Source organism: Streptomyces agglomeratus, from assembly GCF_001746415.1.
Lineage (GTDB): Bacteria > Actinomycetota > Actinomycetes > Streptomycetales > Streptomycetaceae > Streptomyces > Streptomyces agglomeratus.
Window position 1 is genome coordinate 7,658,566 of sequence record NZ_MEHJ01000001.1, and the last position, 21,569, is coordinate 7,680,134.

Genomic DNA, 21,569 nt, shown 5'->3' on the forward strand with positions numbered 1-21,569 from the left:
CGGACCAGAAGCTTGGGCAGCCGGCGAAGAGTGCGGGGGAGTGATGGAGGGAGGCGTAGGTGTCGTCGCGGTCGACCGCCGATGTGCTGCGGTTCAACAGGGCTTCACGGCCGGATGACGCGTTCTCGGCAGCGCTGGGGCCCGTCGTGATCAACCTGCTCCACCAGGTCACGAAGTGCCGCTTCACGAAGCTCCACAGCTGCGGTCAGTCACCGTGCCCACCAAGCCGATAACCCGATACCTGAAGCCGACACGTCGGCACGGGCGTTGTCGTTGTTGCGGCTCCTGCTCCTCGGTGAAGAGGACCTGGGTGCCCCTGCTTCGGCGTGCCCAGGGCCGGCTCCAGCACTCCGTCCGCCTCGGACGCCGTTCGACGGGAGCTTAGCTTGGCGTTTATGGTCTGCCGTCGAACACGGCCTCGAACTTGCTGATGGGTTTGCCTGAGTTCCGGACGTAAGAGCGGCCTTCGCCTGATCCTGTGCTCCGTCACAGAGGCATGGGATCAACACGAAGGCCGTAGATATGAGTGTGCTGCAACACGGCGTCCCGCGGGATGCGTTTGCCGAACTGTCATGCTTCCGGACGGAGCTCTATGCCTGTCTGACCGGGCGGCGCGATGCGCTGTTCGAGCTGAGTGATGCCCTGCTGTGCGCGGATGGTCCGGTGAGGACGTTGGTCGAGCTGTCGTTGGAGCCTGAGCACCGGCGTGGGCATGGCGCCTTGTACGGCGGCCTGAACTGCGGGGATCTGGATGTGGCACGCCTGCGCAGGACGCTGGCAGGGCTGCCGCTTCCCCGCACGGCGTCGGGGCGGCTGGTCCTGGCGGTCGATGTGAGCAACTGGTTGCGGCCGGACGCGAATACCAGCCCGGACCGGATGTTCTGCCACACATACGGGCGAGGCAGAGGCTCGGCCCAGATGATCCCCGGTTGGCCCTACTCCTTCGTTGCCGCTGTGGAGCCGGGCCGGACCTCGTGGACGGCCGTGTTGGACGTGCTCCGGCTGCGGCCCTGGGACGACGCGATCGCCGTCACCGCCGGCCAGGTCCGAGAGGTGTTCCAGCGGTTGTATGTGGCAGGCCAGTGGCAGATCGGCGACCCGCCCGTCCTCGTCGTCTTTGATGCCGGCTACGACGTGACCCGCCTGGCCTTCCTGCTCGCGGACCTGCCCGTGGAGTTACTGGGCCGGATGCGTTCGGACCGAGTCCTGTACTTTCCGCCTACGCCCCAGCCGGCGGGCAAGCGCGGGCGTAAACCCAAGCACGGGGCAGAGTTCACCTTCGAGTACCCGGCCACCCTGCCGGTCCCGTCCATCACCACGGTGACCGACACCACTCACTACGGGCAGGCCGTCGCCACGGCGTGGGACCGCCTGCATCCACTGCTGACCCGGCGCTCGGCCTGGGCCGACCATCCCGGAGAGTTGCCGATCATCGAAGGCACCGTCATCCGTCTGCGGGTCGACCACCTTCGCGGCGACCGCCACCCCCGGCCGATCTGGCTGTGGTGGTCGGCCACCGATGCCACCGCCGGGGACGTGGACCGGCTCTGGCAGGCGTTCCTGCGCAGATTCGACCTGGAACACACCTTCAGGATGTTCAAGCAGACGCTGGGCTGGACGGCTCCCAAACTCCGCGAGCCGGCCGCCGCTGACCGTTGGACCTGGCTGGTCATCGCCGCCCACACCCAACTCCGCCTGGCCCGGCCCCTTGCCGAGGACCTTCGCAGACCCTGGGAGCGGCCCGCACGCCAAGGACGTCTCACCCCTGCACGGGTCCGCCGAGGATTTCGCCGCCTCCACGGCAAGGCCCCTCAACCGGCCGGTGCACCGAAACCCAGCACCGCAGGCCCAGGCCGACCAATCGGCACGAAGAACAAGCACCGTGCACGCGAACGCACCGTCGGGAAACAGGGCCAACCGGACCTCACGACAACCATCACAAGCAGCAGAGCTGGATAAACGTCAAGCTTAGGGCGTGCGTCCAATTTCGCACGCCGCGGCACCCGCCTTCGCTGGATGGGGTCAGGATTCCTCGGCCACGGTGTCACCGGAGGACAGGGCCGCCCTCCTTCTGCGGTACACCACTACCCCGCACACCGCGAGGAGGAGGACGGCCACGGCGGACACCCCGAGGGCCGGCTCGGCGAAGAGCCTTCCCATCACTTTGAGCATGCCTAGCCCTGCGGTGGCGTAGATCAGCGCCCAGGCCGCTCCGCCCACGAGCAGGGCGGGGAGGTAGCGCGGCAACGACATGCGCATGCTGCCCGCGAGGAAGTTGGCGGCGGTCTGGAAGCCGACGGTCAGGAAGGAGACGGCCACCACCGGCGCGCCCCACCGCTGGATCGCCCGCTCAGCGCGCCGGAACTTCGCCGAGGAGATCCGCTTGGCGAACCTGCTGCGCCGGGCACCGGCGCCGGCGAGCCACCCGACGGCGAACGTCCCTCCGGCGCGGAGCAGGACAATGGCATACAGGGCTCCGGCCGTGAGCGCGATCCTATCCACGATGCCTCGTCCCGAGCTCCGGGCCGGAACCCTGGACGCTCGTCACCCGTAGGGGCGTCCCGCCCCAGCGGGCCCACGACGGCGTACTAGCCCAGTCACCGTCTCTCATTTGCGTCCCTGCCTCTGCCCGTCCGTCCTGGGTTGCCACCTGCGGCATCGGAACTGCAGCTAGGCAAGGTCAGCCTAACCGAACGCGCATACGGGGTGCAGGGCGCCGTAGGAACGACAGGCGAGATCAGCCAACGTCGCAGGCCCCTGCCGGTGGGGCAGGTCTCGCTCTGGCTGATCGCCCCCTCGCCGCCCCAGGGGCAGCGACCTTTGAATATCAAAGTTGCTCAGCCGGGCCATCTGGCGTGCTCAGCCACGACCACACCTGTGACGAGCGCGGTACCTGGCCCGGATGGACAGCTTTGATGCTCAACTCAGCGTCGGCAGGGCCGCTTGTCCACCTGCGGTATCTCTTCAGGTACTGCCTTGAGGCGCGGTGCGAAACGTCAGTGCAGGCTGAGACCTGGCGGTCTCTTTTGATTCTGCTCGGGCCAAGGACCGTCTCAGACAGTGAGGTGGGCGTCGCCTTGTGCCGGGAGGGTCGGGTGGGGGCGGAGGCATTAGCTGATGTGCGGAGGGGGCTGGGGGTGTCGTACCGTGACCAGTTGCTCCGCCGCAGACATCGGCGGCAGCGTGACTCTTCCCGTTCCTTCTGTGGCGATCTTGAGGTGACTTCGCATCCCCCAGGCCCTGTAGCGGTCCGCATTTCCCCACGTTCTGAGTCTTCGAACGTGTCCGGGGGCGGACATCGCATTGGCCTGAGTCGCGTCACCCACCTCCGCAGTTTCCTGTCTTTTCCCGGGTGCAGCTCTGCCGACTGCCTCGGGTTTGGTGCTTTCCGGCCCCGGCGCGGCTGACGGCAAGGCTCCCCCGATTCCTTGAATCAGGAGATCCACAGTGCCTTCTCCCGCGCTCGGCAACGAGCCGCAGCACACCGCCGAGCCCTCGGCTCACGACGTACCCGGCCGGTCGTCGAAGGTGAGCCGGGCCGCCCGGATCGCCCTCGTGGTGCTCCTGATCGCCGAGCTCATGGACATCCTCGACCAGTCGGTCGTTCTCACCGCCCTGCCCGCCATCCAGGAGTCGACCGGCGCCGGACCGGCCGCGGTGCAGTGGCTGACCGCCGGCTACTCGCTGGCCGTCGCTGTCGGGCTGATCACCGGCGGGCGGCTCGGCGACATCCACGGCCGACGCAAGATGCTCCTCGTCGGCACCGCCGTGTTCACCGTGGCCTCGCTGCTGTGCGGCATCGCCAACGGCCCCGGTGTGCTGATTGCCGCCCGCGTTCTCCAGGGAGCCGGAGCCGCCGTGATGATCCCGCAGGTCCTGGCCACCCTCCACGTCACCTTCGACGGCGAGAACCGCAGCAGGGCCTTCGGCCTGTACGGGGCCGTCCTGTCGCTCGCCAACGTCCTGGGGCCGGTGCTGGGCGGCGCGCTCACCGAGGCGGACCTGTTCGGACTGTCCTGGCGGCCGATCTTCCTGATCAACGTGCCCGTCGGCCTCGCCGTGATCATCCTCGGACGCAAGTTCATCCCCGAGTCAGCCGCGAAGAAGGCCGGCGGGCTCGACCTCGCCGGCATGCTGCTGTCCGCACTGGCCCTCGTCCTGATCATCTTTCCGCTCACCGAGGGCCACACCCACCACTGGCCTCTGTGGTGCTTCGCCATGCTGGCCGCTGGTCTCCTCGTGCTATGTGTCTTCCTGCGCCACCAGCAGCGCGGGCAGGACGACGCCCCGCTCGTGGCGCTGTCCCTCTTCCGGGGCAAGCAGTTCTCCGGCGGCCTGTCCGCGCAGCTGATGCTCGGCCTGCTCTGCGGCCTGTTCTTCATGACCTGGACGCTGTACCTCCAGCGCGGCCTGGGAATGAGTCCGCTGATGGCGGCCGCGGCCTTCGTGCTGCTCGCGCTCGGAGAACTGGCCGGTGCGACGACCGCGATGAAGACCGCCGGGCGCTTCGGGCGCCGCCTGCCCCAGGCGGGAGCTCTGATCGCCCTCGCCTCGATGGCGGCCTACGGGCTCCAGGTCAGCAGCCGACAGGCCGACCTGGCCCTCCTCGCGATGACCGTCCCGGTCGTACTGCTGGGCTTCGGCCTAGGCATGGTTGGCGGCCCGCTCGCCGACATGTCGCTCGCCAAGGTCCCGCACGAGAACGCAGGTTCCGCCTCGGGCCTGTACAACACCGCAATGCATCTGGGCATCGCCCTCGGCACCGCGCTGACTGCCCTCGTGTTCTTCTCCGCCACAGGCGGCTCACCCGACGGTGCAATCAACCGCACCGCTTTCACCGGTGTTCTCTGGTGGGTCGGCGGCACGCTCGCTGTGATGTGGGTCCTGATGTTCTGCCTGCCCAAGCAAGCGAACAGTCAGGCCGACTGAACCACCCTCGTGCATACCCCAAAGAAGGCTTCCCGCACTCCGCGCCGCCGTCATCACAGCGTCGTGCGGCGCGATGGGCGGGAGCCGAGCGGGTTCGCAGCCGTACCCACGGGCCTGGTGGTCGACCGGGCCTGGGAGCTCTCGGCTGTCGGCGAAACCGCGCTGGACCATTGGCCGGATATGGGATCAGTCCCGGCGGCCAGCAGACGTGCCAACGTCCCGGAGCCCTCATGTTCCACCGCAAAATGGGCATGCGTCCAATAGTCATTTACGAGGCCACTGCGAGGATGGACTGCCCGTCCGGGCTCCTTCTCGACAGCGTCGCATCCAGTGCAACCGTCCGTCTCAAGCAGCCAGTTCGAGCTCCCGCAGTCGCCGCACCTATCTGCGGCACCCATCAGGCCAACGCGACTTCACTCAAGGAGAACGCGCATGTTCCAGACCATGGGACCAGGACCCGTCATCACCCTCGTGCTCGCTCTCATAGCCGTCGTCGCTGCAGGCGTTGGACTGCGGGCCTGGCTCAAGCGTCGCTGACGACCAACTCGTGCCAGGCGTCGGCCGTCTGGCACGAGCGCCACGTAAGAGGGGAAGGAACCGCTGCCAGTGCATACCGCACCTGCCGACTATGGCGCCCCCCAGGGTCCACCAGCACTCCCAAGTAGGCGCCAGGAGCAGACGTGGCACAGCCCGCCTCCCGGATAGCGCCGCAGCTGCCCCGAACCATGCAAGGTGCGGGGCGGCTGCCTTGTGAGGCTGGCCAGTTATGTAGATGCCGGAGCTCCGGGCGCACCGCCACCCCGGAGCGCGCGTACGAGATATGGATTGGTTTGGGTCGTTCTTGTGCCCGACCCAGATAGTCGAGGATGCGATCCAGGCTGCGGCATCAAGGGTGGCTGCGGACGCCTGGTGTTGCGGTGTCATCTCGGTACAGCACCTGTACCCGGGTAGCGACGGGCAAATGGCTCCCTGGCGGTCGGCCTCGTTCGCCGACTCGCCTCAGTAGATACGCACCACATTCCCTGGGGGAAGTGCCACTGCCGTGTCGGGCGTTGGTGTGGAAGGCCGGGTCTCGGTCACGGCGTCGCGCGTAGCGCATCGGCCATACGCCTGCGGAGGCTGCACTGGCGGTTTGTAGCACTGCGATCGGCAGAGCACATTCGCCGGAGAGGGTCTGCTGCGTCTAGGGGGAACGGGCGGGTGTTTCACATGTGGGCTGGGAGCGAGCCGGCGGTTGTGCCCCCGGGCAGGCGTGCCGGTCGCAATCTGCTTGGAACAGATCCGGGCCCGCACCACCGCCGCCCGGGCCGCCCTCCTGTCACTCGTCGGTGAACGCCACCAGAGTGTGTGTCGGCTGCCGGTTCTGCCGGGGTCGTCGGTGACGCAGAGCCCTGACAGATTCCAAAATAAATTCTGCAAAAGTACTTTTGGAAAACATCCGGGTCGCTCTACTCTCTCGATCATGGTCAGCGAAGAGCAGAAACGCGTACTCGATCCCGAGCGGGACGCTGCAGCACTGAAGGCCCTCACGCACCCTCTGCGCATCCGGCTGCTGGGGATGCTGCGGCAGGACGGCCCAGCCACCGCGAGTGAACTCGCGGTCAGGACAGGGGAGTCATCCGCTTCCACGAGCTATCACCTGCGCGTGCTGGCGAAGTACGCGTTCGTCGCTGAGGCCGAGCATCGTGACGGGCGGGAGCGCCGCTGGCAGGCGGTGCACTCCGTAACCTCTTGGAGCAACAAGGCAATGGAAGCCGAACCAGGCAACCGTGCCTATGTGCGCTTGTCCCGCAGGGCCCAGATCGAACACCTGGAGGTGTCTCTCGCCCGGTACGAGGCCGACATCGCCGACGGGCGGCTGGCCCGGGAGTGGATGGAGCCGTCGGGGATCAACGACTTGATGCCCCGCCTGACCCCCGAGTCGCTCACCGAACTCTGGGACGTGCTCGACCGGAAGCTGGCAGAGCTGACTACCCGCGACGCAGAAGATCCGCGCGCAGCGCAGGTCGTACTCCTCACCGCAGGGCTCCCCCTGGCACCGCGCGACCCCGCCGCTGGGGCCGGCGGCGGCTCCGCCCCCGTGGGAACAGATTCCAAGGACGCGTCATGACCGGGACGCTGGACATACGCACCGCACGCCGCCGCTATGTCACGCTCTGCGTTCTGTTCTGGCTGCCACTGGGACTGAGTATCGCTCCCCTGATCCTGCTGTTCACCGAGCGCGGCATGGCCATGGCGGCCATCGCGGGCTTCTTCGCCGTGCACTCCCTGACCGCCGCCGCGCTGGAACTGCCCACCGGAGGGCTGTCCGACGCCCTGGGGCGCCGCGCTGTTCTGGCCGCCGCAGGACTGCTGAACCTGGCCGCCTTAACCATCGTGGCCCTGGGTAGTGCTCCCTGGCTGCTCGGCTTCGGCATGGCCCTCATGGGCGCAGGCCGCGCACTGTCCAGCGGACCGGCCGAAGCCTGGTACGTCGACACCGTCCAGGCACACGCCGGCCCCGACGCCGACCTGCGCACCGGCCTGGCCCGCGGCTCCTCCGCGACCTCCGCCGCGCTCGCCACGGGCACCCTGCTCGGCGGCACCCTTCCTTGGCTGCTCGGACTCGGTCCTGACCTCGGCGCCCGACTGAGCGAGGCAACGTCCGAGCTGGTGCTGCCCCTTTCTGTTCCGATGCTGTTGGGAGCAGCGGTCGAGATCGTCTTTGTGATGTACGTTTTTACCTCTCTGCGGGAGCCGGCGCGGCCGGTGGCCACATTGCGCAACGTACTGCGAGGTATCCCGGCGACCATCGGGGGCGGACTACGGCTGGGGGGCCGCGATGCGCTGGTCCGCCGAGTGTTCCTCAGCGCAGGCGCCGCTGGCAGCGCCATGGCAGTGATCGAACTGCTCACGCCGGGCCGAGCCGCGGCCCTCTCGGGCGCACCAGAGTTGGGGGCGGTGCTCGTTGCCGTACTCGCCTGCGCCGGATTCATCTGCTCCGGTGTCGGCAGCCACCTTGCAACACTGACTGCCCGTCTTGCAGGCAGTGGCGAGCGTGCCGTCATGGTGAGCCTCAGCATCAGCTCCGGCGGCCTGCTTATGCTCGGTGCCACCGCAGCGTTCACAGGAGCGGGTTCCATGGCCCTCGCTGCCATGGGGTATGGCCTGGTCTACCTCGGAATCGGTGCGGCGGGGCCGAACGAGAACGACCTTCTGCACCGCCGTGTCTCCAGTTCCGGTCGGGCCACCGCGCTGTCCGTCCAGTCTCTCGCTCTGCAACTGGCAGGAGCGCTCACCGGCTTGATCATTGGTGTTCTTCCGCCAGGCCGACTGCCCTGGCTGTTGGGAGGCACCGTATTGCTGGCAGGAGCTGCTCTGTGGATTCACCGCAGCGGAACTGCCTCCATCGCTGCGGCAGCAACGCGTCAGCCGCACGCCGTGTCGCCTTCCCCGAGCGCCGGCGGCTCCGACTCGCATTGTCCAAAGACCCACCAGTGAACCGAAGACCAAACGAGGAGGGCCTCGGCTTCAGACGCCGTGGGTGCTGACGACCCTGGCGCGCACGCCGCCTCGAGCACATATGGGCACGCACCGCCGCCGCCCGGGCACCCTCCTACGTCCCACCTCATCCTGAACGCCCAGTCCCAGCCGGAAACACGCCGCACCGACCACCAACCTCCTGCCCTTCGAACGCGGGTGTCGGCGTACACGCTTGTGCCCCCAGCCGGGGTATGTAGCATCACCCCCTTCGGCGGCCGCCAGAACGCCGGAGGCAGTCGAACAGTGGGGGACGGGTGCAGCGATAATCACGGCATGGTCATGGCACGACACCTGTATGCCTCAGCGCCCGTCGTGGACGGTCTGCCGCTGCTGAACGAACCGGGCTTCTGGGCCGCACACCTGGCGGAGCTGTGCGAGGGATTGCCGGTGGAGGGCTTCGGCGTTGATGCCGCGGACGCCGGTGCTGTGCTGGAGCGCCTGGAGAGCAAGGCGGCCTGGCCGGTGCTCACGGTGCCGCTGGCCCAGGGCCACAGCATCATCGTGCACTACAACAACGCTGAGGAGTACTCGTCCACGGATTACTTCCTCGTCCATCCCGACTGGCGCTGGGACCTGGTCCTGGCCAGCACCGACCAAGACCGCATCGGCCCCGGCCTTTGCTGGCCGGAGCTCGCAGCACTCCTCCAGAGCCCGCCCGGAGCCGTCGGCGTCACCGATACGCATCAACGGCTGCTCCTGCTCCTACCGGTGCTGGGCGACGCCAACGTCCCGGCCCAGGCCGTCACTATGCTGGTGAACGCGCTCAGGACGGTGGGTGCGCCGGACGACTGCGAGGCCTTGGCCCGGCATCTGTTGGGAGCCCATCCCATGTGGGGTACCTCGTCATGGTCGTACGACCACGACGAGCGCAGCTGGACCTGCAACGGTGAACACAGTCCCCGATCGGACCCCCTGGGCGAGGGCCTGCCCGGCACCCAACGGGCCGCCCTGGAGCGCTGCCTCACGCCCGGAACTTGACCGATCAAGGGCCATCGCATGCGGTGCCGGTGCGCGCCCACCGTGGCATTCAAGGTGAGGACGTAGCGCCGTACCGGAATGGCCGCGTACCGGTGTATGTGTCCGACCGAATGACGCGGATGTCGGCTGCCCCCGACTATTTCCACCGAAACTAGACCACGGCTTCCGAACCTGAAGCGGCCCGCAGTGGGGCCACAAGGAACGACTCGGGGCTTGCGCTGTCAGTGACGGCATCCACACCTATGCCGCGGGGCGTAGGGACGGCCTCGACACCGCTCCGACCGAGCTCTTGGAGGCCCGGGCATTCGACCCACACGTTGCTGTGGGGCGGGGAAACGGCCGGACATTTGTGCTGCCGGGGCTACGGGGCGCACTTCGGGCGCAGGCCGTCGAGGTTCTACGCGTCGGCCGGCCAGAACTGTAGGAGGTAGCGTTCCACCCCGACCCCGGTTCCTTCACCCTCAGACAAGGCGGCTGCCTCGGCCCGGCCGCTGCAGCTGACCCGCACCTGCCAGGAACCGCCGGACTCCGCCAGCGTGATGACGTCGTCCGTACGGCCCGTGTGCATGGACCAGACCACCAACTGCCCGCTCGTCGACTCGAGATCGGCTTCGGCCTGCTCGTCCCAGCCGGCTGGGTCCTGCGGCGGGGGAGCCGCGTCCCATACCTCGACGTCCACCGTAGCGGTGTGCGTGTGGCCGCCACTGGTGATGTCCAGACGCCCCGGATGGCTGCCGACGAAAACACCGCGAGCAAAGTCGTCGGGGAACGAAACCGGCAAGGCCGCATCGTCGGAATCCTGCAACCCGAACGCGAAGTACCCAAGGTACGCATTCACGCGCTGCCGCCGGACAACCTGCGCCACGAGCACCCTTTCGACTCAGCGGACATGACTCTCACCAGAATGCCAGAATGCCAGAATGCCAGAATGCCAGAATGCCAGAATGCGATCTGCGGTAAGGGCCAGTAACTCGTGTTGAGCTCGGACTGGTGGGCTCTCTACCAGTGGACGAGCCCTACGATGCGGTAGCTCGCGCCTCGACCTTCCTCGCCGTCGGTTCGTCGGCGAAGGTGTCCCATACGGTGATCGCCAGTTCGTGCCTCTGGCGTGCGATCAGCGGCGTTCACCTTGTCCCCCTGGTTCGCGGCGGCGCCAGGTTCGAGAACGGCGTCCTGGTCGAGCGGGAGGAGCAGGCCGCATGAACCAGCGCGACGCGGCTCAGAATGAACCAACCGAGCACGTGCGCTAGTAGGGCTCGGGCCGGGCCCGCAGCAAGGTCGCCTGGATGTCGTCGAGATCCAGCGTGCGGGGCCGGCGCAGGCGCCGGAAAGGTCCCGGCCAGGTACCTGGAGACGGGCTCGGGCGGCGGGGTCCGGGGCGGCGTCATGTCGGCCCCTCGCAGTGAGGCGGATTCGCACCTAAGACCATGAGCGGATGTCCGAGGAACCGAAACCGATGTCTAGCCTGTGGCCGCTCGTGCCCTCCAGGGCCACCACCTGGCTGCTGGAGCTGTGCGGCGACGGCCTGACCGGGTTCATGCCTCCGGCGATGCCTGACGCGGTGTGGGTGCTCAACGCCATGTACGAGTACGAGCAGGGGCCGGTCGATGTGTCGTACCACGAGCACAGCCAGGCATGTCTTGCCGACGGGAGCGCCCAGCCGCACGTTGTCGAGGGCGTCGATCTCGCCGTGAGCATCACTACGGGAGGAGGTCTGGGCCGCGCCCGGCATCCCGGCCCCGGCTGGCGGCGGCTGCTCTGGACCGAGCTTGCCCGGCGGACCGGTGACCTAATCGTGCCTGACGGGCTGATGCCCTCCTATCGCTGCTTCCCCTCAGCCAAGAACGAGGGAAGCTGGCCGCTGGGCGCGGTTCCGCCGACCGAAGGGAGCCTGGACCGTGAGACCTGGAACCAGCTGATCGCCATCCTCACTCAGTACAGTCCCGCGGGCCCCGACACCCGCTGCTTGGCCTACTACAACCCGCTGACGCTTGGAGCCGCCGACTTCGACAACCTTCACGTACGTGCGGGCCGACTCGGTGATGCCGAGATCCTCTACGACCAATCCGAAGCAGACTTCAGCCCGTCCGACCTCTGGGCCGACGACCGCTCCTGGGTGCTGTGCACCGATTACGACCTGTGGGGCACCAAGATCGCCGGTTCCCCAGCCCTCGTCAACGCGTTGCTGAACGACTCTGAAATCGAGGCGATTCGTCTGCCCTGGGCGCACTGATGACGAGCCGCCTTGGCTCCCTTTCGCAGCCCTGGAGCTGAGTGCATTCCAGTTCCTACTCGTTGGGGCCGGACGGCCCTCTACCGCCGCGCCGCCAGCCCGACGCGGCGGACACCCAGCGGTATCAGGCAGGCCAGCTGTGACCGGCAGCGCGAGGCACTACCCGCAAATCCGCAGGAGCTTCTTCCGGGACCGTGGTTCGCCAAATAGGGGTCAGCGCTCTTGCCAATCAGCTCTTGTCCGGACGATCACGTGAGTGCTTCGGGCCCACGTCGTTGATCTGGGCAGGGGCGAGGTGATCTGAGTGATGCTGAATGGGAACGGCTGCGGCCGTTCCCACCGGTCAGCAACAGGCGTTGTGGCCGGTGGCGGGAACCACCGGCAGGTGATCGACGGGATTCTGCCACCGGGTGCGGACCGGTGTGCAGTGGCGTCCCTGGCGGAACGGTTCGGGCTCGTGGAAGACCGTGTATGAACGTCTTCGGCTGTGGTCTGGCGACGGGACGTGGGAACTTCTGCTGCGGCAGGTTCAGGCCGCCGCCGACGTGGCGGGTGAGATCGACATGGGACATGTCGGTGGACTCCACCATGGCCGCAGGCGCAGTCGAGGGCGTCTTCGGGGGTCCGGCGAAGCCGCTGGTGGGCAGGATGGCGTCTTGGCAATCGTTGGTGCTCGCGAGGTAGACGGCGAAGCCCCAGGTACTGGCGGATCCGCCTCAGCGCAGACGCATCTGCTCGCCGTCATTCAGCCGCGGTGCTTGACAGCGAACCCAGTCGTTCAGGCTTCCTTGTCAGCGAACCTGGTCGTTCTTCGGCCCGATGCCTTCAATCCGGGTCGGAGTGCCGTCCGGAGCGAACGAGTGGTGGAAGGTGAAGGCGTGCGGCGCGGAGCCGTGGTCGTGGAGGTGTTCCAGCCTGGAAACCCCGTCCTGCCAAGTGGGTATCACGCCGTCGGAGACCCACCAGAACACGTAACTCGGGTGCCCTGTCCGCTCGAACCAGTCATAGCGCCTGTTGAGCGCCTCACGGTGCAGACCTGCGTAAACGGCGTCGAAGGCGGGGCGCACGTCGGTCCAGAGCGAGAGGGTCGCGGCCAGGGCGGTGGTTTCCACAGTACGGCCCTTGCCGTACCAAGTCGGTACGGCGAACTCTCCCCACGCACCCCAGTCCGCCTCGAAGAGCATGCCCCGCTCACCGTCTGCCGCTTCAGCACGCGCGAGGTATCCGGGATGCTGGCCGATCTTCCGGTAGACGGCCTCGCCACGGTCGTAGAACTCACGCATGAGAGGTGCGGGATCGGCGAGAGGTGACTTCAGGACGCCGAATGTGTACAGCGCAAGATGGGGCATGCGTCTCTCCCTGGTTGGGGGTGCCTGGTGTGGACCCGGATCGGTGGCTTGGGCATGGGGGCGAGGATTCCTGGGGCGTGACGAACTCACCGCGTCGCGGGCGGCTCAGCCTGAAGAAACCCCTGCGCGACCGTGGGCGATCGCCGAAGACCAGGTGAAGGTAGCTGCCTCTGAGGGCCATGTCGAAGTTGCGTTTTGCCTGTCCAAGTGGCCTCCTGCACAGGTCCTTGCGGGGGCTGTGACGGCGGCGCTGCCTGCCCTCATGGAAGTCCGCATCGGCCCAGCAACTGCGGAGGAGCAGCATCGGCGTCTCCCCTCAGGCTGGTGGGTCGGGGCTACGCCGGCGGCGGGTCATGTCCCCTTCTCGTGGTGTAGGCGATCAGTCGTTTGACGTGGCGGGTAGGACGGTCGGGGTGTCGGTGTAGAGGGCGTCCATGCTCTCGTTGGAGAGGTAGCGGCGGGGGAAGGCGATCCATTCGTCGTGGAGTTCGGCGAGGACTGCGGTGGCAAGGCGGAGGACGGCGGCTGGGTTCGGGAAGACCTGGACGACGTCGGTGCGGCGTTTGATCTCCCGGTTCAGCCGTTCCAGCGGGTTCGTGGACTGGATCTTCTTCCAGTGCTGGTGGGGGAAGTCCGCGAACGCGGTCAGGTCTTCCTTGGCTTCCAGCAGCATCTTTCTGACCTTGGGGAACTGTCGGCCGAGCATGTCAGCGACGGTGTCGAGCTGGGTGCGGACCGCGTCCGCGGTGGGCTGGGCGAAGACGGTGCGGATCGTCGCCGCGACCATCTCCGCCGACCCTTTCGGGATCACTGCGAAAACGTTGCGGACGAAGTGGACACGACAGCGCTGCCAGGCGGCGCCGAGCATGACCTTGCGGATCGCCTTGACCAGGCCGCTGTGGCTGTCGGAGATGACCAGGCGGACGCCGGTCAGACCGCGTTCTCGCAGGGAGCGCAGGAACTGGGCCCAGAACACTTCGGTCTCGCTGTCGCCGACCATGACCCCGACGACTTCCCGGCCGCCGTCCTGGGTGACGCCGGTGGCGATGACGATCGCCTGGGACACGATGCGGTGGTCGACACGGGCCTTGACGTAGGTGGCGTCGAGGAACAGGTAGGGGAACCGGATGTGGTCCAGCGGACGGGTCCGGAAAGCGTCGAGCTGTTCGTCCAGCTCAGCGCAGATCCGGGAGACCTCGCTCTTGGATATCCCGGTGTCCGAGCCGAGGGCTTTGACCAGGTCGTCGACGGAGCGGGTGGAGACGCCGTGGACGTATGCCTCCATGATGACCGCGTAGAGGGCCTGGTCGATGCGTCGCCGACGCTCGAGGAGGCTGGGGAAGAAGCTTCCGGCCCGCAGTTTCGGGATGGCGAGTTCCAGGTCGCCGGCCTGCGTGGTCACCGTCTTCTCCCGGTGCCCGTTGCGCCAGGTGGTGCGGGTTCCGGTGTGTTCGCCCCACTCGGCGCCGATCTTTGTGGTGGCCTCGGCCTCGATCAGTTCCTGAAGCAGCCGCTCGGCGACCTCTCGGACAAGTTCAAGACCATCGGCCGAACGTAGTGACTCAAGCAGGCGAAGTAGGTCATGCTGGGACAAGGCCACCGTGCACCCCCTGGGGTCGAACTGCCCGTTCACTCAGGACAGTTGCACGGTGGCCTGCCAGTTGAGCAGGGAGCAGTCACCGGCAGACGGTGCACCCGAGGGAGCAGAACCCGCGCACTCAACCGCGGAGATCCCCTACACCACACAGCGGGACGCCATCCGGCGGCGTCGACTGGATTGGATGACGCAGCGACTGGGTCCGCGCTGCCAAAGGGGAAATCTTGGCGTCGGGGTTCGGGTGGCTACTCCAGCCAAGGGTCCGACGCGGTTAGGGCGGTGACCCGGCTCTATCGCCGGCCAGGGTCTAGGTCGACCGTCATCAGCCGCTGCGGTTGCGGTACTTCGTTCCGGTACGGCCGTGACGACCCGTGGGGCTCCGCCCCCTCCAACTCAGACTTGAACGTGTTCAAATTCTATGCCAGGCTGCGGCACACGTCCTTGATCTCCCCGGTCGCGCACGCGACCTGTAAAGACCGCTGGAGGTGGAGTGTGTTGCGTTCCTGCCGGACCTCGCTGGTCCTCCTTGCCATGGCTCTCGCACTCACGGCCTGCGGCAGGATCTGGAACCGGCCGCCGCCCGAGGGTGAATCCGTCGCGCTGAAGCCAACTGAACTCACGACCACATGGACCGACGCCGATGGCGGCACTCTGACGCTGAAGCCAGATGGAACATTCACCGCCAACAACGTATGCGGCGACTGGATGGGCGCCTCGGACTGGAACTGGACAGAACCCCGGTCAGGATCGGGCACCTGGAAAGACGAGTCCAGCAAGACAGGGACCGCCGTGTGGCGGTCGTTCGACGCCAAAGGCCCCAAGGGGGATGAGGTGGGAGACGTCCTTAGCGCTCTGCGGCATGGAAAGACGCTGATGCTCTGGACTCGCGTGGGCGACGAAGACAACGACGATCCCCACTGCATTCTGACCAGAGATCTTTAGCGGCGGACGGCGGCGGAAAGTCGAGACCGGTCTTGGTGATGGGACCCTCGATGAGGCGGGTGGCCAAGGTGCCCATGGCGGGCAGCGGGTCCACGTCCTCGTGCCGCAGCAGCGGCGCGATCTCCGGCGACATCAGCACCGCGCCGACACCGACGTTGGCCGGCACCCAGGCCTTTGGGCAGGATGACCAGGTCGGCTTCGCACCCGTCCCAGTGGTGACTCGCCAGAGGTGTGCCGGTGCGCCATAGCCCGGCCAGGATTTCGTTTTGAGGTCGACCCGACTGACAGGGTCACGCTCCTGAACGCAGTTGTCGATCCGCAACGGCTCGTGGATCTGGCAGCACTCCTGACCCGATTCGGCCTGCGGTTCAGGCTTTGAGCTCTACAGCGATGACGGGGAACCACTCCGGGAGATCGAAGCCGGGCCCCCCGTGAGCAGCTCCTCGGCACGGACCGGTCATCCGTCCCTCAGCCCAGTGCGGCCCTCCGCGCGGATCGCCGCCTGTTCACGACCGCGACCCCGCGCAACTTCGCCGCACCTGAGCTGTCGGAGTCCGCCAGCCTGACCCGCGCTTTCTCCGTAGGCGTCAGCATGCCGTTCGGCGCGCCGTGTTCTCTCGCCACTCCCGGCCGATCGACCGCATCAGGGCGGGGTAGACCCCCAGGTACCGGAAAGGCTTGATGGCGAGCATGTACAGGGAGCCGAGGCGTCCGTTGGGCTTCACCAGGACGGCCATCTGGCCGCGGTAGCCGCCTTCCCCGTCGGCGACCCAGCCGATGTGCATCACCCCGTGCATGGTCTTGTTCGCGTACTCGGCGGCCCACTCGTCGTGCGTCTGGAAGACCGAGGTGAAAGGCGCCCCGACGAGGTCGGGCCCCTGTGGCCCCTCGCGCAGGTCGTCCGGCAGTCGGTCGCGCAGCGTCGCCACCCGCCCGCCGACGCCCGAGTCCTGCTTGTCCCAGCCGAGCAGCGCGCCCAGCTTCCAGCGCACCGCGAAGAGGAAGCGGCCCACGGGGTTGCCGCCGTGCGGGCCGTCATCGCCGTCCGCCATCTGCTGGACCAGGTGGTGCAGGTCGTCCGGGCCACCCGGCGTCGGCAGCACCCACACGTCCTCGAGCCGGAAGTCGTCGGCCACATCGTGTATCCGCCATGGGCGGAACGTGTGGTCGGTTGAGGAAAGGCGCAGATCGCTCATCGCAGACCCCTGTCTGTACGGTGTCGTATAGACAGAGCATAGACCCGTCTATACGGCTCCGTATAGTTGGGTGGGCACGTAAGGAGAGACACGGGATGGGCGCGATCCGTACGCCGCGGGACAAGTGGATCGAGGAGGGGCTGCGGGCGCTCGCCGTCGGCGGCCCGGAGGCTGTCCGGATCGAGGTCCTCGCCCAGGCGCTCGGCGTCAGCAAGGGCGGTTTCTACGGCTACTTCCGTAACCGCGCCGCCCTCCTGGAGGAGATGCTCGACACCTGGGAGCGCGGGGTCACCGATGATGTCATCGAGCGGGTCGAGCTCGACGGGGGCGACGCCCGCGAGCGGCTCGGGCGTCTCTTCGACTTCGTGGGGTCAGGTGAGACTCCTGTGACCAGTGCCGGGGTCGAACTCGCGATCCGCGACTGGGCCCGGCGCGACGAAGGCGCCGCGGGTTGCCTGCGCCGCGCCGACAACCGGCGCATGGACTACCTGCGCGAGCTGTACGGGGCCTTCTGCCCCGACGAGGACGATGTCGAGGCCCGCTGCCTGATCACCTTTTCACTGCGCATCGGCGACCACCTCATCGCGGCCGACAACGGCCCGCGCAGCCGCGCGGAAGTCCTCGCCGCGGTCAGGAACAGGTTGTTGAGCTGAACGATCTGACTCACAGCGGCACGCATCCGGCCCGGGCGACTCGGACTTCTGGCTATGTTGATTTCCGGGAACTGTTCGACAAAGCCACGGCCCCAAGACGGTCCGCCGCTGGTTGCACGGCTCCATCAGCTTGGGCCCGGACGAGCTGGAAGCCCATGGGGGACAGGGCCGCAAGCGGAGCATCACCGAGACGGAACGCTCAAGGATGAAGTCCCCTCGCAGGACGGGCATTCGCCGGGGTCGACCGGCGGCTCATCGGCCGGCAGCCGACCCGCCGACAGTAGATCGCGGACGCGCTGCCCGTCTTCGTGGCCGACTACGAAGAGGTCCGCGGGTAACCGCCGGGGGAGCGGGCCGCCTGCGCACTGGACCGGCAGGCCGCTGACCAGACGCGCCCGCCGAAGCGCAAGGCGCCGCAGTCGCCGTCCGAACTGCGCGCCGGTGGCGGAAGTTGGCGATCCGGACATTCGGCGCCTGCACCACAGCGAAGCCCCCAGGAGCAGTTGAGACCGCCGCCGGGGGCGACGCCCCGGCTTGGTCCCGGTACAGCACCTACACACGGGAAGCGACCGGCAAATGGCTGCCCGGCGGTCAGCGTCGTGCCCCGACTCGCCTCAGCAGGCGCGCCGCTGGGTGCCCACCGAGGCGGGCCGCATGAGCGCACCCACCGCCAGCACCGCCCCAGCCCGAGGCAGAGTCGCCTCCATGGGGACCGCTGCGTTGGATGGAGCCTGTGGCCCTACGACGAGGGAGTTATTCGCCAGGCTGCCGGCCTGGATGAAGTCCGCGGGCAACCGGGACGTTGTGCCGGCGGGGCTGACGCCCCTCCGAGACCTCGCTCGGCGCTCAACCCCCGCCGACCGCTCCGACGCGGCCCACGAACGAGGCGGCCGCCCGCGCCACCACGGCAGCTTGCTCTTTCGTGGGCGGCCCATTCTAAGGAGCTGGCCAGCACCCGTACTGGCGGTCGACGTCGCCGCGCTGTGCTGCGTCGCCACGGACCAGGCATGGTGCGGTATATGCGTCCGCGCCTGGACCAGCGGATGGAGAGCGAGAGGTTGCGGTCCGGACGACTGCAACATCTGGTGTCAGAGGTGCAGCGGCGGCTCGTGGATGCTCGCGGTACGGCGCAAGCCCTTGGAGCTGTCGACTCAAGACAGGCCCCCTTGGTGAGAGAGACGGGCACCGCCCCCGCACCGGCGCCGGCAGTCCCCACCTGGCCCTCAAGAGCTCCGCCTGGGCGAGGAGGATGCCCGGCGCGGCCGGCGCTCCAACTGGACTACGGGCAGGGCCAGCTCGCCATCATCGGCACGCACGGCCGTTAACTGCGCGAGTGCACGCCTGGTGAACTGCGAGCCTCCGAACGGATGCGTACGACGCGGCCGCGGCCGACCGTCCGTGCGGCACCGACGTCCCGCGTCGCTTGTCGTCAGGAGCGGTTGATCATTTTTTTGATCTCGGGAGGCAGCTCCTTGCCGGAGTCGATAACGACCAGGCGGACGTCGTCTGGCGAGTCGCCCACCGCGATGGCGAGGGCAGGGTCTACGCCCTCGACTGTGTAGGCGGTAGTCGACGAGGCCGTGGTTTTGCCATCGGAATTGTCGTTCGGCGTGTCGTCGCACGGCGGACGGGAAGCGGCGCCGAGCTCGTCCCCGACAGAGATATCGGTGTTGTCGGCAATGTACCTACGCTTGTCGTACTCGACCATGAACGCGCAGGTCGACGCGGATTCACCGCCGCCGCCCGACGAGGACGCGCAGCCCACGGACAACGTGGTGATGGCTGCCGCCACCAGCATCCACGCAGACTTGGCATTGCCGAATAGAAGTACCGGTTTCATTGGTTCAACTCCTCCAGGAGCATCAGCTCCGGCTCAGTAGTTGCTGCGAAGGCTAAGGGCGTAACCCTTGCCGGCGGTTCTAGTTTGCGCCGCCGGGGAGTCCACCAGTCGTCGGCCCGTCCGCGCCGCGCCCGCCACGACGCGGCGCGGGACGGGCCGCTGGTCCGAGGCTGCCGCCATAGACGGCGAAGCCGCGCGTCCGAGCCTCAGGACACGGCCATGCCTGGCTGTTCGCTCCGCTGGGGTGCTGCCGCCAGGCGGGATGTCCATCACGAGGGTGCGTTGTTCGCTCCCGCCGGCGGAACGCGTGACGCGCGGCGGCACTGTGCGGCCGCGCGGCCGGTCTGCGGCCAGGTGTCGTCTTCGGGCCTTGCGGCGCCCGGCGCGCCGACCAGGGAGTCCCGCGATGAGCGAGCAGGCCACCCGCCTTCCCGGCGACGGGCGCGCCGTGCTGACCGAGGAGGGAGGGGACATTTACGCCCCGGCCTGTAGGCAGCCGGTCACCGACCCGATTGCGGGGAGGGGACGAAGACCCCCATGGAGGGGCGACAGGCGCCGCCCGCCCTCGCAGTCCCCACCTGGTCCTGCGGGAGCTCTGCCGGGGGATGGCGCAAGCTCTGCGCTGGTGGCTTCAGTCCTGCCTTCGCTTTGTATCGATCATTTGACACAAGATCGCGACCAGGTCATCTTGTACCCATCACTTGATACAAGACGATCTGAGGGGATCTCCAGATGCTCGACACGGTCCCGCTCCAGTCCCGGTTCCTCGACCACGCTGACCACTACGCCCGTTGGTCCGGTCTGGCCATCGGCATCGTGTCCGCACAGCAGTTGGTCACGATGGAGAGCGACGACATCACGATGCCCCTCGTGTTCGCCATCACCGCTTTCGGCCTCTGCGCGGTGGGCGGTGTCATGCTCGGCGACGCCCTGACCCTGCGCCCCCAGGAAGCGGTACGCACCGCGAGTCTCGCCCCGCGTCTGGTCCGAGACCAAGTGCCACCCCGTATGGCGCCCCTGCTCATTGTGCAGGCGGCGTCCCTCGTCGCTCTGCTGGTGATCTGCGCGGTCACGGCCTCCTCCGGCTCGGACCGGACAGGCAGAGCGGGGCGTGTCATCACCGTCACCTGCGAAGGGATGGGCGCATCCCTCGGTCCCTGGCCCGGCCTGTACTACAGCGGCCCGATGTTCGCCGCCCTCGCGGTCGCAACCCCCGTCTGCGTCTGGGCCCTGCGCCGTATCGCCCACGGCCCGGGCGACGACCAACAGCGCCGCGACCGCGCGTGGGCGATCACCGGAGCCTGGGGGCTGCTGGTGTCGAGCCAGGTGCTGCTCGTCGTTCTCATGATCTTCGTCGCGCTTACTGAGAATGCCTGCGCCGGCCCGCTGGGCGCCGCCACCGTCGTGGTGATCTGCCCCCTGGGCCTGCTGAGCCTGTTCACCTTCGGATGGTCCCTGGTCACCGTGGTGGCACCCCGAGCGGTTGACGACAAGGCAGTCGCCGATTGGACTTTTGACCATGAGTGACCCCGCCGTCCGCGTCGACACCACTAGCCAGGTACCTCCGTACGAGCAGATCCGCGCCCAGATGGCCGCGCTGATCCGCACCGGCCGGCTGGTCGAGGGCGAGCGCCTGCCGACCGTGCGCCAACTCGCCGCCGATCTCGGTCTGGCGCCGGGCACCGTGGCCCGCGCCTACCGCGAGCTGGAGGCCGCGGAACTGATCCTCACCCGCCGTGGCGCCGGCACCCGGGTCGCCGTACTCCCGTCCAAGCCGCACGCGCCCGATGCCAACCAACTCAGCACTCTCGCACGAGACTTCACCTCAGCCGCCCGAGCGCTCGGCGCCGACACCGAGGACATCCTGACAGCCGTCCGCGACGCACTTGACCCAGGGACCCGCCCTCCCCCCTTCGGCCACAGCCGACAGCGGAACGGGTAACCCCAAGAAGGCCGAGGCGTGGGCGCAAGTCACAGCGCCTGGTGCGCCGTGTCATGTTCCTGAGCTGTGCACCGGGCGCGCAGCGCGGCCTCGGCGGCGAAGGGGCCGTATCCGTTGGCGATGGAGGTCCGCGACGAGCTCGGAGAGCTGTTCCCGGATGCCGAGTTCGCCCAGGCGTTCGGGGCACGGGGCAGGCAAGGGCGGGGTCTTGCCCCAAGGCCCTGCTTCGCATCCACGCAGTGAGCTGGTCGCAGTGGCAGCGCAGGCACCAAGCCATCGCCCGCCACGGCCGCTACCGGCGACGCCTCCACTCGCTGGAAGGACGGTCCGGCAAGACCGCCCCTGGCGCACCCTCAGGGCACTACATTTCGAACGACACCTCTGACCA

At 67.8% G+C, this 21,569-nt stretch carries 18 protein-coding genes; 12 read left to right on the forward strand and 6 right to left on the reverse strand.

All coding sequences use genetic code 11. From position 1 onward, the window contains the following. Positions 1 to 522: 522 nt before the first annotated feature. Positions 523 to 1,959 carry an NF041680 family putative transposase gene (locus AS594_RS33520; RefSeq protein ID WP_069774663.1) on the forward strand — a complete coding sequence of 479 codons (1,437 nt, stop codon included), beginning with the start codon at positions 523 to 525 and terminating at the stop codon, positions 1,957 to 1,959. 63 nt (positions 1,960 to 2,022) lie between these two features. Here AS594_RS33520 and AS594_RS33525 read toward each other — a convergent pair whose 3' ends face one another. Beyond that, complete coding sequence (locus tag AS594_RS33525; protein ID WP_069935706.1) at positions 2,023 to 2,502, reverse strand: DedA family protein; 480 nt, start codon at positions 2,500 to 2,502, stop codon at positions 2,023 to 2,025. Between the two features lie 413 nt (positions 2,503 to 2,915). On the opposite strand from AS594_RS33525, the gene AS594_RS48030 reads away from it, so the two are divergent. The 5 genes from AS594_RS48030 (at position 2,916) to AS594_RS33545 (ending at position 9,429) form a co-directional block, all read left to right on the forward strand. Then, positions 2,916 to 3,407, forward strand: coding sequence for a YxiG-like protein (locus tag AS594_RS48030; RefSeq protein ID WP_079148796.1), 492 nt, complete (start codon positions 2,916 to 2,918; stop codon positions 3,405 to 3,407). Between the two features lie 40 nt (positions 3,408 to 3,447). Then, positions 3,448 to 4,929, forward strand: a complete 1,482-nt coding sequence (locus tag AS594_RS33530) for an MFS transporter (protein ID WP_069935707.1) — start codon at positions 3,448 to 3,450, stop codon at positions 4,927 to 4,929. Positions 4,930 to 6,391: 1,462 nt separating this feature from the next. After that, positions 6,392 to 7,039: an ArsR/SmtB family transcription factor gene (locus tag AS594_RS33535; RefSeq protein ID WP_069935708.1), complete on the forward strand. Its 648-nt coding sequence runs from the start codon at positions 6,392 to 6,394 to the stop codon at positions 7,037 to 7,039. After that, positions 7,036 to 8,409 (forward strand): MFS transporter, encoded by a 1,374-nt coding sequence (locus AS594_RS33540; protein ID WP_069935709.1) that lies wholly within the window; start codon positions 7,036 to 7,038, stop codon positions 8,407 to 8,409. Before AS594_RS33535 ends, AS594_RS33540 begins: the two co-directional genes overlap by 4 nt. A gap of 315 nt (positions 8,410 to 8,724) precedes the next feature. After that, positions 8,725 to 9,429: a hypothetical protein gene (locus AS594_RS33545; RefSeq protein WP_069930128.1), complete on the forward strand. Its 705-nt coding sequence runs from the start codon at positions 8,725 to 8,727 to the stop codon at positions 9,427 to 9,429. Between the two features lie 397 nt (positions 9,430 to 9,826). Here AS594_RS33545 and AS594_RS33550 read toward each other — a convergent pair whose 3' ends face one another. Then, the gene (locus AS594_RS33550) at positions 9,827 to 10,294 is read right to left on the reverse strand and encodes a hypothetical protein (RefSeq protein WP_069936032.1); all 468 of its coding nucleotides are present in this window, start codon (positions 10,292 to 10,294) and stop codon (positions 9,827 to 9,829) included. A gap of 140 nt (positions 10,295 to 10,434) precedes the next feature. Between AS594_RS33550 and AS594_RS33555 the strand changes: the two genes are divergently transcribed. Continuing rightward, entirely contained in the window at positions 10,435 to 10,632 is a 198-nt protein-coding gene (locus AS594_RS33555) for a hypothetical protein (RefSeq protein WP_069774851.1), read from the forward strand. A 253-nt stretch (positions 10,633 to 10,885) separates the two neighbouring features. Next, positions 10,886 to 11,662, forward strand: coding sequence for a hypothetical protein (locus tag AS594_RS33560; RefSeq protein ID WP_240509147.1), 777 nt, complete (start codon positions 10,886 to 10,888; stop codon positions 11,660 to 11,662). A gap of 791 nt (positions 11,663 to 12,453) precedes the next feature. Here AS594_RS33560 and AS594_RS33565 read toward each other — a convergent pair. Together AS594_RS33565 and AS594_RS33570 are read right to left on the reverse strand one after the other, a co-directional pair. Beyond that, positions 12,454 to 13,011: a DUF3291 domain-containing protein gene (locus AS594_RS33565; RefSeq protein ID WP_069931957.1), complete on the reverse strand. Its 558-nt coding sequence runs from the start codon at positions 13,009 to 13,011 to the stop codon at positions 12,454 to 12,456. A 379-nt stretch (positions 13,012 to 13,390) separates the two neighbouring features. Further along, a complete protein-coding gene (locus AS594_RS33570; RefSeq protein ID WP_069931460.1) occupies positions 13,391 to 14,611 on the reverse strand; it encodes an IS256 family transposase in 1,221 nt (406 codons plus the stop codon). 528 nt (positions 14,612 to 15,139) lie between these two features. Between AS594_RS33570 and AS594_RS44030 the strand changes: the two genes are divergently transcribed. Beyond that, positions 15,140 to 15,550, forward strand: coding sequence for a hypothetical protein (locus tag AS594_RS44030; protein WP_141747189.1), 411 nt, complete (start codon positions 15,140 to 15,142; stop codon positions 15,548 to 15,550). Positions 15,551 to 16,137: 587 nt separating this feature from the next. On the opposite strand, the gene AS594_RS33585 is transcribed toward AS594_RS44030, so the two are convergent. Then, a complete protein-coding gene (locus AS594_RS33585; RefSeq protein ID WP_069774846.1) occupies positions 16,138 to 16,746 on the reverse strand; it encodes a DUF2867 domain-containing protein in 609 nt (202 codons plus the stop codon). A gap of 95 nt (positions 16,747 to 16,841) precedes the next feature. On the opposite strand from AS594_RS33585, the gene AS594_RS33590 reads away from it, so the two are divergent. Further along, positions 16,842 to 17,399, forward strand: a complete 558-nt coding sequence (locus tag AS594_RS33590) for a TetR/AcrR family transcriptional regulator (RefSeq protein ID WP_069774845.1) — start codon at positions 16,842 to 16,844, stop codon at positions 17,397 to 17,399. 1,429 nt (positions 17,400 to 18,828) lie between these two features. Here the strand turns inward: AS594_RS33590 and AS594_RS33595 are convergent. Then, positions 18,829 to 19,239 carry a DUF6281 family protein gene (locus tag AS594_RS33595; protein WP_240509148.1) on the reverse strand — a complete coding sequence of 137 codons (411 nt, stop codon included), beginning with the start codon at positions 19,237 to 19,239 and terminating at the stop codon, positions 18,829 to 18,831. A 732-nt stretch (positions 19,240 to 19,971) separates the two neighbouring features. On the opposite strand from AS594_RS33595, the gene AS594_RS33600 reads away from it, so the two are divergent. Further along, positions 19,972 to 20,766 carry a hypothetical protein gene (locus AS594_RS33600; RefSeq protein WP_069774841.1) on the forward strand — a complete coding sequence of 265 codons (795 nt, stop codon included), beginning with the start codon at positions 19,972 to 19,974 and terminating at the stop codon, positions 20,764 to 20,766. Further along, a complete protein-coding gene (locus AS594_RS33605) occupies positions 20,759 to 21,181 on the forward strand; it encodes a GntR family transcriptional regulator (protein ID WP_069774839.1) in 423 nt (140 codons plus the stop codon). The genes AS594_RS33600 and AS594_RS33605 overlap by 8 nt, the downstream gene beginning before the upstream one ends. Positions 21,182 to 21,569: the final 388 nt, after the last annotated feature.